This is a genomic window from Cellulomonas sp. NEAU-ZC6 (genome assembly GCF_056844425.1).
This window is the reverse complement of sequence record NZ_JBXFYH010000001.1, coordinates 1421187-1433233: the sequence shown is the minus strand read 5'-3', so window position 1 is coordinate 1433233 and position 12047 is coordinate 1421187. Positions and strand designations below refer to the sequence as shown.

The window sequence follows — 12047 nt, the reverse complement described above, 5'->3', positions numbered from 1 at the left end:
CGGCGGTGGCACGCGGGCGCAGGGTGTGCGGCGAGCCGGGCGGAGCCGATCACCCGTCCTGCACCGGCACGTCCTCCGGGAGGCGGGGTCGCGGCACGTCACCGCCGGTCCCGGCCCTGGTCTCGGCGAGCGGCTGCGCGTGCAGGGCCAGGAGCTCCACGGCCCGTTCCGCGACCCGGGCCCCGGCGGGGGTGGGGGTGCAGCCCTCGAGCCCGCGCTGCAGCAGCCGGGCGTCGAGGCGGCGCTCGAGGTGCGCGACGTGCGCGCTCACGGTGCTGACCGCGCACGGCAGCTCCGCGGACGCCGTCGTCATCGACCCGTGCCTGACGACGGCGACGAACGTCTCGAGGTGGGTGAGCTCGACGTACACGGCGCCCTCCCGGTCGGAGCGTGAGCGGTGCCGCCAGTCTGCCCAGCGCGCCGTGCCTCGACCAGCCCCCCTTCGGACATCCCGAACGGGGTTGTGCCTCCGCCTGGGACCTCCGACTCTGGTTGTCAGCCGCTGCATCCGTTTCCCGATCGTCTGTCGAACGCCGACGGGCCGGGACGGAGCTCACGCGGCCCGCTGCCCGTGAGACCCGGCCAGCCCCTCGGTGACGACGACGTCTCACGAAGGGTCGTCCTCATGCATCCGGCAGCGAGGTGAGGGCGTCGCGCTCCGCCTCGACCCCGCTCGCGCTCCCCGTCGGCTCGGTCCTCCCCGGCGCCGTCGTCGCGGCGCCCGCGGGCGGGGCGCTCCGCACCACCCCAGCGAGCGTGCTGCTGCGCACCTTCGCGCGGTGCCGGCCGGCGACGCTGCCGGCCGGGGCGGTGCTCCCGCGGGCCGAGCGGCGCGTGCCGCACCCCGACCCCGTCCCCCCGATCATGAAAGGCGGTACCCGACGATGGACCTGACCAGGACCGAGCTCACCACGACCAGGATCCCGCTCGCCCTCCCGGTCCGGGGCCTCCTCGTGGTGGTCCTCGCCGCCTCCGGGGTCGCCGCCGCGCTGGCCGCCTCGGCCGGCGACATGCCGCCCTGGGCGGCCGCGCTCGCGGTCGCCGTGTCGGGCGCGGCCGTCGTCCTGACCGCGACGATGCGCCACTGGGTCGTGGTGGAGCGGGCCGGGATCGTGCTCCGGTTCCGGCCGTTCCTCACCCGGCGGATCGGCGCCGGCGAGGTGGTCGCGGTGCAGATGCTCGCCCGGGCGCACCCCCTCGGGTACGGCGGCTGGGGGCTCCGCCTCGCGCGTGGTGGCGTGCTCGCCCTCGTCAACCGGGCCGGACCCGCCGTGCGGATCCAGCCCGCCGTCGGACGGACGTGCGTCGTCGTGCTCGCCTCGGAGGAGGAGGCCGAGGCGGTGCGGCGACGGCTGGAGCAGCTCCTGGGACGGCCGGTGCCGGCGGGGAGGGACTAGCGCGGGCCGCCGTCCTCCGGCTCGTCCCCGGGTGCCTCCGGGGCGTCGTGGTCCTCGCCGAGGATCTCCGCCAGCGCCTTGTCCAGGTCCGCGTGCTCGCCCTCCGCCGCCGCGCGCCGCGTGCCGTAGCCGGCGGGGTCGTCGAGGTCCTCGGCGGTGGGCAGCAGGTCGGGGTGGTCCCAGACGGCGTCGCGCGCCTCGGGGCCCTGCTCCCGCGCGATCTTCGCCCAGAGCGCCGCGGCGTCCCGGGACCGGCGCGGCCGCAGCTCCAGGCCCACGAGGGTCGCGAACGTCTGCTCGGCGGGTCCGCCCGCGGCGCGGCGGCGGCGGATCATCTCGCGCAGCGCCACGCTGTGCGGCAGGTGGGGGAGCGCCGCGGTGGCCACGACCTCGTCCACCCAGCCCTCCACCAGCGCGAGCGCGGTCTCGAGCCGCGCGAGGACCGCCCGCTGCTCCGGGGTGGTCTGCGGCGCGAAGACGCCGGAGGACAGCGCCCCCTGCAGCGCGCTGGGGTCCGTCGGGTCGATGGACCGGACCGACTCCTCCAGGCTCTCGACGTCGATGGTGATGCCGCGCGCGTAGGCGTCGACGGCCGCCAGCAGGTGCCCGCGCAACCAGGTGACGTGCGTGAACAGGCGGGCGTGCGCGGCCTCGCGGAGCGCGAGGAACAGCCGCACCTCCTCGAGCGGGACGTCCAGGCCGTCGGCGAACGCGGCGACGTTGCCCGGGACCAGCGCGGTGGACGGCTCCGCGACCAGGGGCAGGCCGACGTCGGTCAGCCCGAACACCTCGCGGGACAGCGACCCCGCAGCCTGGCCGACCTGCATGCCGAACACCAGGGCGCCGAGCTGCCGCATCATCGTCGCCGGGTCCAGGCCGGGCGCGCCGAGGCCGGGCGGCAGCCCGGTGCCCTCGGGCAGCTGGTCGGCCAGCGTCGCGGCCAGCGCCGTGGACATCGAGGTCGCGACCGGCTCGGTGAGGGCCCGCCAGGTCGGCAGCGTGCGCTCGACCCACTCGGAGCGGGACAGGGCGCGGACGTGACCGCCCGCGGGCGGCAGGTCGGTCGCGGCGTCCAGCCAGAGCTCGGCGACGCCCAGCGCCTCGGTGGCCAGCCGCGCCTCGGCGGGGCTCAGCGTCGGGTCGCCGCCGGCGACGGCCACCTGGCGCGCCATGTCGTGCGCGACGTCCCAGTTGACGGGCCCGTCGCCGCCGGAGGACAGCATCCGCTGCACCTGGGCGATCACCTGGTTCATGAGCGCCGGGTCGTCGGGCAGCCCGGACGCCTTGGCCATCTCGGCCGGGTCCAGGCCCTGCTCGCGCATCTGCCGCAGCGCCTCGTCCGCGTCGGCTCCGAACATCTGGCGCAGCATCTGCTCCCAGGCGGAGCCGCCGGTGGGCTCGGGCTGGCGCGGGTCGTCAGTGCTCATGGGTGCTCCCGGGGCTCGTCGTGGTGCCACCGTAACCACAGCCCCCTGCGGCGGAGCAGGACCGGGTCGGCCGGTTCGCTGAGGGCGCAGGGAGGCGCAGGTCCCTGCACCGGACCTTCACGCGTCCGCCCCCTCGCACCGGCCGCGGACGCCACCGGTGGGGCATGATCGTCCGGTGCACGCCCAGCCCGACCTGCCCGCGGACGCCCCGTCGGACCCCGCGACCCCGTCCGACGAGGACGCCGCGCCCCGCTCCGAGCCCGTGACGCGCCGCGCGGCGCTGCTGTCCGGCGGCATGCTGCTGACCGCCGCGCTGCTCGTGCTGCTGCTCCTGATGCCGGTGCCGTACGCCGTGAACTCCCCGGGCCCGACCCTGGACACGCTCGGCTCGCACGACGACGAGGCGCTCATCAGCATCGACGGCGCCGAGACGTACGACTCGACCGGCGAGCTCCGGCTGACCACGGTGTCGTCCACCGGCGGCCCGGGGTACCCGTCGAGCGTGCTCGGCGTGCTGGCCGGCTGGGTCAGCGGCTCGCGCCTGGTGCTGCCGGTCGAGTCGGTGTTCCCGCAGGGCACGACGCAGGAGCAGCTCGACGAGCAGAACGAGGCCCAGATGGTCTCCTCGCAGGAGAACGCCGCCGTCGCCGCCCTCGAGGAGCTCGGGTACACCGTGCCGGTCACGCTCACGGTGCACGACGCGGTCGAGGGCTCGGGCGCGGTCGGCGTCGTCGAGCCCGGCGACGTGCTGGTGTCCTACGAGGGCACGGAGCTCACCTCGTACGGCCAGCTGATCGACCTGCTGGCCGGCACCGAGCCGGGCAGCACCGTCACGCTCGGCGTGCAGCGGGACGGCGAGGACCTGGACCTCGAGGTGGTCACCGGGGCGCGCGACGACGGTGACGGCAGCCAGCTCGGCGTGTACATCGACCCGTCGTTCGACCCGCCGGTGGACGTGTCGATCCGCATCGACCAGATCGGCGGCTCCAGCGCGGGCACCATGTTCGCGCTCGGGATCATCGACAAGCTGACCCCCGAGGACGAGGCGAACGGCGAGGTCATCGCCGGCACGGGCACGATGGACCTCAACGGGGCCGTCGGCCCGATCGGCGGCATCCGGCAGAAGATGGCCGGCGCGCTGCGGGACGGGGCGGACTGGTTCCTCGCCCCGGCCGACAACTGCGCCGAGGTGGTCGACCACGTCCCGGACGGGCTGCGGGTGGTGCGGGTCGAGACGCTGCACGAGGCGCGCGAGGCCGTCGAGGCCATCGGCGCCGGCGACGCGGCGGACCTGCCGACCTGCACGGCCGACGCCGCGGCCTGAGCCGCGTCGCAGCCGCGCCGCGCGGGCTCAGGCGAAGGTCGCCCGGAGCCCCTCGACCAGGCCGGGCACGACGTCGGGGCCCTGGCCCACGGCCTCGTCGCGGTCGGCCGACCGCTGGCGCACGGCGCACCACGAGGTGCCGTCGCGCAGCACGCCGACGGCGATCCGGACGTCCTGGCGCTCGGGGTGGGCGAGCAGCGCGGCGAGGGCGGCGTCGGCGTCCTCGGGCAGCCCCTCCTCGGCCTCGGGCGGCAGGATGATCCGCTCGACCGTCAGCGCGGCGCCGTGCACGCCCTCGGGCCAGCCCATCGCGCCGAGCAGGCCCTCCAGGTCGTCGCTCGAGGGCAGGCCCTCCTGCTCGATCGAGGTCAGGTGGTCCGGGTCCGCCGCCGCGGTCGCGAGGACGTCGGCGGGCAGCTGGTCCGCCAGCGCGGGCTCGGCCGCGAGGGCAGCCTGCGTCCGGACCAGCGCGAACACCCGCACCGGGCCGTCCCAGCCGCCGGTGGCGACGTGCCGCTCGATCTCCACCACCGCGTCCGCGAGCGCACGCTGGGCGGCGGTGCGGGCGGGGGCCTGGTCGTCGGTGGGGCCGGGGGTCTGCGGGTTCTGCGTCACGCCCGCCATCCTCGCACCCACGCAGGTGCTGGGGACGACCGCTCACGGCCCGCGGGGTGTGGGAACCTGGGCGTCTCCTGGCGCGTTGTGACCAGCGTGTGCGTCGGGTGTGCGTTCCCGACGCGTGCAGCGTGACCCGTACCCGACGACGAGGACCTCCAGGCCGTGACCTTCGCCAATCCGTCCGCCCGACAGCCCCGGGGGCCGCGACCGCCCCGGCCACCCCGCGGAGCCGCGGGCCGACGTCGCCCCAGCCCGATCGCGATCACCGTCGTGGTGCTCGCGCTGGTCGTGGTCGCCGTGCTCGTGCTCGCCCAGTTCTGGACCGAGGTCCTCTGGTTCGACCAGCTCGGCTACTCGCAGGTCCTGTGGACCCAGTGGCTGACGCGCGGCGCCCTCTTCCTCGCCGGCCTGCTGCTCATGGGCGGCGCCGTGTTCACCAGCCTGGCCGTCGGGTACCGCACCCGGCCGGTCTACGCGCCGTCCAACCAGGAGCAGGTCAGCCTCGACTCCTACCGCGAGGCCATCGAGCCGCTGCGCCGCGTCGTGCTGATCGCCGGCCCCGCCGTGCTCGGGCTGTTCGCGGGCATCGCCGCGTCGCAGCAGTGGAGCGCGATCCAGCTGTGGCTGCACAGCACCGAGGTCGGCCAGAGCGACCCGCAGTGGAACATCGACCTGTCGTTCTACATGTTCGAGCTGCCCGGCATGCGCTTCGTGGTCAGCTTCCTCATGGCCGTCGTCGTGCTGTCCGGCATCGCCGCCGTGGCCACGCACTACCTGTACGGCGGGTTCCGGATCGGCGGGACCGGCGGCACGCCCCGGATGACCAAGGCCGCCCGCGTGCACCTCTCGGTGATCGCCGCGGTGCTCATGGTGCTCATCGCCGCCAACTACTTCCTGGACCGCTACTCGATCCTGACGCAGGAGGGCGACCGGTTCGCCGGCGCGTCCTACACCGACGTCAACGCGGTCATCCCGTCCAAGAGCATCCTCGCGGGCGTGGCCCTGCTGGTCGCCGTCATGTTCGTCGTCACCGCCGTGCGCGGCACCTGGCGGCTCCCGGCGATCGGCGTCGGCCTGATGATCGTCAGCGCGATCGTGATCGGCGGCATCTACCCGGCGGTCGTCCAGCGGTTCCAGGTGAACCCGAACCAGCAGGACGCCGAGTCCGAGTTCATCCAGCGGAACATCGACGCGACGCTCGCCGCGTACGACCTCGAGGACGTCGAGACCTCGGACTACAACGCGAACGTCACCGCCGAGCCGGGCGCGCTGCGCGAGGACGCGGAGACCACCGCGTCGATCCGCCTGCTCGACCCGCAGGTCGTGTCCGACTCGTTCCGGCAGCTCGAGCAGATCCGCGGGTTCTACTCGTTCCCCGACACGCTGTCCGTCGACCGGTACGACGTGGCGGAGGAGAGCCGCGACACCGTGATCGCGGTGCGCGAGCTCGACCTGGAGGGTCTGGACGCCCAGCGCCGCAACTGGACCAACGACACCACCGTGTACACGCACGGCTTCGGCGTCGTCGCCGCCTACGGCAACACGACGACCTCCTCCGGCGCGCCGGAGTTCTGGCAGGGCGGCATCCCGTCCACCGGTGAGATGGGCGAGTACGAGCCGCGGATCTACTTCGGCCAGAGCTCGCCGACCTACTCCATCGTCGGGTCGCCCGACGGCCAGGAGTGGGAGCTCGACTACCCGGACGACGAGTCCGGCGGCGCGGTGAACACCTCGTTCCCCACGTCCGACGTCTCGGCCGGCCCGGAGATCGGGAGCTTCTGGCACAAGCTGCTCTACTCGATCAAGTTCGGCTCCGAGCAGATCCTGTTCTCCGACCGCGTGACGTCCGAGTCGCAGATCCTCTACGACCGCGACCCGGTCGACCGCGTGCAGAAGGTCGCCCCGTACCTGACGCTCGACGGCCGCGTGTACCCGGCCGTGGTCGACGGGCGGGTCAAGTGGATCGTCGACGGCTACACCACGTCGAACCAGTACCCGTACGCCGCGGCGCAGTCCCTCGAGGACGCCACCGTGGACTCGCTGACGGAGACCTCGACCACGATCGCGGCCCTGCAGCCGGAGAAGGTCAACTACATCCGGAACTCCGTGAAGGCGACCGTCGACGCGTACGACGGCAGCGTCACCCTCTACGCGTGGGACGAGCAGGACCCCGTCCTCCAGGCGTGGAGCGAGGTGTTCGACACCTCGCTGGCGCCGGTCTCGGAGATCAGCAGCGAGCTGATGAGCCACATCCGCTACCCCGAGGACCTGTTCAAGGTGCAGCGGACCCTGCTCGGCACCTACCACGTGACCGACCCGGGGCAGTTCTTCTCCGGCAACGACGCGTGGCGGACCCCCAACGACCCGACGGCGTCGGGCCAGGAGGTCGCGCAGCCGCCGTACTACCTGACGCTCGAGATGCCGACGCAGGAGGAGGCGACGTTCTCGCTGATGTCGACCTACGTGCCGGCGGGCGGGAACGCGCGGGACGTGCTCACCGGGTACATCGCGGTGGACGCGGAGGCCGGGTCGGCCGCGGGGGAGCCCGCGGAGGGCTACGGCAAGATGCGCCTGCTGGAGCTGCCCCGTGACTCGACGGTCCCGGGTCCGAACCAGATGAACAACAACTTCTCGTCGAACCCGGACGTGTCCAACGAGCTGAACATCCTGGCGCGCGGTGACTCCCAGGTCATCCGCGGCAACCTGCTCACGCTCCCGGTCGGCGGCGGTCTGCTGTACGTGCAGCCCGTCTACGTCCAGGCCGCCAGCGGCACGCAGTTCCCGCTGCTGCAGCGGGTGCTCGTGTCCTTCGGTGACGAGATCGGGTTCGCGAGCACCCTGGACGAGGCGCTCGACCAGGTGTTCGGCGGCGACGACGGCACCGCCGCGGGCGACGCGGGCAACGAGATCGAGCCGCCCGACACCTCGGGCGACGCCGGTACCGGCGACGTCGGCGACGGCACCACCACGCCGGCCACCCCCGCGCCGGAGCCCACCGAGGGTGCCGACGCCGGTGGCTCCGCCGACGCCGCGACCCGCCTGACCCAGGCGCTCGACGCCGCGAACCAGGCGATCGCGGACGGGCAGCAGGCCCTGGCCGACGGTGACTTCGCCGCCTACGGCGAGGCGCAGGAGCGGCTGCAGCGGGCGCTCGACGACGCGCTGGCGGCTGACCAGGAGCTCAACGGCTCCGGCGGCTGAGCTCCGACCGCACGACGGCCGCGGGCCGGGACCCCTCACCGGGGCCCCGGCCCGCGGCCGTCCCGGTCGAGGGCCTCCGGCGAGGTCGAGGGTTCGGCGCGAGGTCGAGGGTCTCCGGAGCGGCGCGTCCGACAACCCCTCGACCTCGGCGACGGGAGCGGGCGGGCGCGGGCTGTGACCGAGGGCACCTCGGGTCGATTTGGACCTCGTGGACACCCTGGCGTAACGTGGTGATCACCGACGCGGGGTGGAGCAGCTCGGTAGCTCGCTGGGCTCATAACCCAGAGGTCGCAGGTTCAAATCCTGCCCCCGCTACTCAACGCCGATGCAGATCGGTGACGAAGGCCCGGACCACACGGTCCGGGCCTTCGTCGTTCGCGCCTGCCGCCCGCCGCCACGCACGGACCGCCGGTGTGTGGCCCTCGTCGCAGCCCGGCGGGTAGGAACCTGGCGCCGTCCTCGCGTAAGGTGGTGGCTACCGACGCGGGGTGGAGCAGCTCGGTAGCTCGCTGGGCTCATAACCCAGAGGTCGCAGGTTCAAATCCTGTCCCCGCTACGCAGAAGACGACGGCCCGGACCACCAGGTCCGGGCCTTCGTCGTCCCGGACCGCGGGATCACCGCACCAGGCACGGCCGCTTCGGATCGAACGCCCACCCCGGCACCAGGTGCTGCATCGCGACGGCGTCGTCCCGCGCCCCCAGGCCGTGCTCGAGATACAGCGCGTGCGCGGCAGCCACCCGGTCCCGGTCCAGCGCGACGCCCAGCCCGGGCGTGGTCGGCACGGCGACGGCGCCGTCGACGATCTGCAGCGGCGCCGTGGTGAGCTCCTGGCCGTCCTGCCAGATCCAGTGCGTGTCGAGCGCCGTGATCGCGCCCGGTGCGGCGGCGCCGACGTGCGTGAACATCGCCAGCGACACGTCGAAGTGGTTGTTCGAGTGCGAGCCCCACGTCAGGCCGAAGTCGGCGCACAGCTGGGCGACGCGCACCGACCCCGCCATCGTCCAGAAGTGCGGGTCGGCGAGCGGGATGTCGACGGCGTCGGTCCGGATCGCGTGCGCCATCTGCCGCCAGTCGGTGGCGATCATGTTGGTGGCCGTGCGCAACCCGGTGGCGCGCTTGAACTCCGCCATCACCTCGCGGCCGGAGAAACCGCCCTCGGCGCCGCACGGGTCCTCGGCGTACGCGAGCACGTCGCCGGTGTCGCGCAGCAGCCGGACGGCGTCGGCCAGCAGCCAGCCGCCGTTCGGGTCGAGCGTGATGCGCGCGGCGGGGAACCGCTCGTGCAGCGCGGTGACGGCGGCGACCTCCTCCTCGCCGGCCAGCACCCCGCCCTTGAGCTTGAAGTCCTGGAACCCGTACCGGGCCTGCGCGGCCTCGGCGAGCCGGACGACGGCGTCGGGCGTGAGTGCCTCCTCGCGCCGCACCCGCTCCCAGTCGGACGCCCCGTCGGGCTCACGCAGGTAGGGCAGGGGCGTGCGGTCGGGGTCGCCGACGTAGAACAGGTAGCCGAGCACGGGCACCGAGGTGCGCTGCTGCCCGTCGCCGAGCAGCTCGGCGACGGGGACGCCCTGCTCCTGGCCGGCGAGGTCGAGCAGGGCCGACTCCAGGGCGGTCACGGCGTGCACGGTGGTCCGCAGGTCGAAGGTCTGCAGGCCCCGGCCGCCGGCGTCGCGGGCGGCGAACCGGGCGGCGACCTCGCGGAGCAGCGACCGGTAGCGGGCGACGGGTTGCCCGACCAGCAGGTCGGCGGCGTCGGCGATCGTCGACCGGATGCCCTCGCCGCCGGGGACCTCCCCGACCCCCTCACGGCCGTCGCTGTCCGTGACGACGGCGATGTTCCGGGTGAAGTACGGCGCGTGCGCGCCGCTCAGGTTGAGCAGCATCGAGTCGCGGCCGGCCACCGGCACCACCTCGACCCGCGTGATCGTGACGCTCATGCCAGCAGCCCCTCGTCGTCGGCGGAGTGCCCTCGACCGTACGGACGGGCGGCGATGCCTGTCCAAGCCCGATCCCGCATCCCGCGATGCTCCCGGGGCATCACCGGAGCCTCACGGCGTCACCGACGCCACCACGTCCAGCACCCGGCGCAGGACCGGCGTCACGTGCTCCCGGGACCAGATGGCGTGCAGCTCGACCGGTCGCTCCGGGTCGGCGTCGAGGCGGGTGTCGCCGCCGTGCTGCACCAGCGGCCGGAACACCACCCCGCCGACCTGCAGCGAGGTCGCCGACGCCGGCACCAGCGCCACGCCCTGCTCGGCGGCGACCAGGAGCATGGCGGTGAGCACCTGGTGCACCGACTGCTCGATCCGCGGGTGGGCGTTCGCGAGGAACCGCACCAGCAGCTCGTGGAAGTAGCGGGACTGCTGCGGGTGGTAGCCGATGACGGGCTGCCCCTCGAAGTCGTCCGGCGCCAGGGGCCGGTCCAGGGCGGCGAGCGGGTGCGCCTCGGGCAGCACCGCGACGAGGGGCTCGCGCAGCACCACTCGCGAGGACAGCAGGGTGGTGTCGAACGGCGGCCGCGCGAGGCCCAGGTCCAGCTCGCGGCGCCGGATGCCCTCGACCTGCGCCATCGTCACCCGCTCGGAGAGCAGCACGTCGACGTCGGGCAGCTCGGCGGTCAGCCGGCGCAGCAGCGGGCCGAGCACGGCGATCGCGGACACCGCGGTGAACCCGAGCCGGACGACGCCGGCGGCGCCCGCGTCGATCCGCCGGGTCCGGACGCCGGCGGACTCGACCAGGGCGAGCATCCGGTACGCCTCCTCGAGGAAGGCGGCTCCGGCAGCCGTCAGCGCGACCCGGCGGTTGTCCCGCTCGAGCAGCAGCGCGCCCACCGACCGCTCCAGCTTCTGGATCTGCCGGGACAGCGGCGGCTGGGTCATCCGGAGCCGTTCGGCGGCGCGGCCGAAGTGCAGCTCCTCGGCGACGGCGACGAACGAGCGGACCTGCTCGAGGGTGATCACGGGCTCTCCGATCGACGATGCACGATGTGGATCAGTCCATGCCCAACGGGGCTTGGACGGGCATCGTGGCCGTGCCTAGTGTCATAGGTCACAGCGTCCTGGACAAGGAGTGCAACGATGCGCCACCACACCACACGCCTCGCCCTCGTCGCCGGGGCGGCGGCCCTGGCCCTCACCGCGTGCGACGGGGTCTCCACCTCGACCGGAGGGGGCGGGGGAGAGACCGAGGAGTACCCGAGCGGAACCGTCGAGATGCTGGTCGGCGCCTCGGCCGGCGGCTCCTCGGACCTGATCAGCCGCGCCGTCTCGCAGGGCCTCGCGGACGCCCTCGGTGGCACGTTCCCCGTCATCAACCGCGAGGGCGCCAACGGCGCGATCGCGGCGGCGGAGGTCGCCTCCGCGGAACCCGACGGGTCGACGATCGCGATCCAGAACGCCTCGCTGTTCGCGATCACGCCGCTCGCCGTCAGCGAGGACGAGGTGACGAGCATCGACGACTTCGACGTCGTGCACGGCATCTCCCGCGACGACTACGTCATGGTGACCGCCGGCGGGAAGTACGCCGACCTCGAGGCCGTGCAGGCCGCGACCGAGACGGTCACCTACGGCACCACGGGCGTCGGCACCGGCGCGCAGGTGTCCTGCGCGCTGCTGCTCGGCAGCGCCGGGGTCGAGGGCGAGGCCGTGCCGTTCGACGGCGGTGCGCCGGCGCTGACCGCCGTGCTCGGCGGCCAGGTCGACACGGCGTGCCTGCAGGTCGGGGAGGCGGTGGAGAACATCGAGTCCGGCAAGCTCGTGCCGCTGACGGTGTTCTCGCCGGAGCGGATCGCGTACCTGCCGGACGTGCCGACCGCGCAGGAGCAGGGCCTGGACGTCGAGGTCGCGCAGTACCGGTTCCTCACGGTGCCGAAGGGCACGCCCGACGACGTGAAGGACCGGCTGGTCGAGGGCCTGGAGGAGACCTTCGGGACGGAGGAGTACCAGTCGTTCAACGAGCAGAACAGCCTGACGCCGATGGAGATCCCCGGTGACGAGGTCGTCACGCAGCTGGAGGAGGACAAGCAGCGGTACGCCGACCTGGTCGAGGAGTACGGCATCGACCTGGGTGGCGACAGCTGA

At 73.9% G+C, this 12047-nt stretch carries 9 protein-coding genes and 2 tRNA genes; 6 read left to right on the top strand and 5 right to left on the bottom strand.

What is annotated here, in order from left to right:
- Positions 1-49 precede the first annotated feature (49 nt).
- Positions 50-370 (bottom strand): LysR family transcriptional regulator, encoded by a 321-nt coding sequence (locus AC1050_RS06575; protein ID WP_482386556.1) that lies wholly within the window; start codon positions 368-370, stop codon positions 50-52.
- Between the two features lie 514 nt (positions 371-884).
- Between AC1050_RS06575 and AC1050_RS06570 the strand changes: the two genes are divergently transcribed.
- Positions 885-1397 carry a hypothetical protein gene (locus AC1050_RS06570; protein WP_482386555.1) on the top strand — a complete coding sequence of 171 codons (513 nt, stop codon included), beginning with the start codon at positions 885-887 and terminating at the stop codon, positions 1395-1397.
- On the opposite strand, the gene AC1050_RS06565 is transcribed toward AC1050_RS06570, so the two are convergent.
- A complete protein-coding gene (locus AC1050_RS06565; protein ID WP_482386554.1) occupies positions 1394-2824 on the bottom strand; it encodes a zinc-dependent metalloprotease in 1431 nt (476 codons plus the stop codon). The two genes, AC1050_RS06570 and AC1050_RS06565, sit on opposite strands and share 4 nt — an antisense overlap.
- Positions 2825-2999: 175 nt before the next feature.
- On the opposite strand from AC1050_RS06565, the gene AC1050_RS06560 reads away from it, so the two are divergent.
- Positions 3000-4148: a YlbL family protein gene (locus AC1050_RS06560; RefSeq protein WP_482386553.1), complete on the top strand. Its 1149-nt coding sequence runs from the start codon at positions 3000-3002 to the stop codon at positions 4146-4148.
- Positions 4149-4175: 27 nt separating this feature from the next.
- Here AC1050_RS06560 and AC1050_RS06555 read toward each other — a convergent pair whose 3' ends face one another.
- Positions 4176-4772 carry a PPA1309 family protein gene (locus AC1050_RS06555; protein ID WP_482386552.1) on the bottom strand — a complete coding sequence of 199 codons (597 nt, stop codon included), beginning with the start codon at positions 4770-4772 and terminating at the stop codon, positions 4176-4178.
- 156 nt (positions 4773-4928) lie between these two features.
- Between AC1050_RS06555 and AC1050_RS06550 the strand changes: the two genes are divergently transcribed.
- From AC1050_RS06550 to AC1050_RS06540, 3 genes are all read left to right on the top strand, one after another.
- A complete protein-coding gene (locus AC1050_RS06550) occupies positions 4929-7967 on the top strand; it encodes a UPF0182 family membrane protein (RefSeq protein ID WP_482386551.1) in 3039 nt (1012 codons plus the stop codon).
- A 241-nt stretch (positions 7968-8208) separates the two neighbouring features.
- Positions 8209-8282 (top strand) — tRNA-Met (locus AC1050_RS06545).
- Between the two features lie 167 nt (positions 8283-8449).
- Positions 8450-8523, top strand: a tRNA-Met gene (locus AC1050_RS06540).
- Positions 8524-8582: 59 nt separating this feature from the next.
- Here the strand turns inward: AC1050_RS06540 and AC1050_RS06535 are convergent.
- Together AC1050_RS06535 and AC1050_RS06530 are read right to left on the bottom strand one after the other, a co-directional pair.
- The gene (locus AC1050_RS06535; protein ID WP_482386550.1) at positions 8583-9905 is read right to left on the bottom strand and encodes an enolase C-terminal domain-like protein; all 1323 of its coding nucleotides are present in this window, start codon (positions 9903-9905) and stop codon (positions 8583-8585) included.
- A 111-nt stretch (positions 9906-10016) separates the two neighbouring features.
- A complete protein-coding gene (locus AC1050_RS06530; RefSeq protein ID WP_482386549.1) occupies positions 10017-10928 on the bottom strand; it encodes a LysR family transcriptional regulator in 912 nt (303 codons plus the stop codon).
- A gap of 117 nt (positions 10929-11045) precedes the next feature.
- Between AC1050_RS06530 and AC1050_RS06525 the strand changes: the two genes are divergently transcribed.
- Positions 11046-12047 (top strand): tripartite tricarboxylate transporter substrate binding protein, encoded by a 1002-nt coding sequence (locus tag AC1050_RS06525; RefSeq protein WP_482386548.1) that lies wholly within the window; start codon positions 11046-11048, stop codon positions 12045-12047.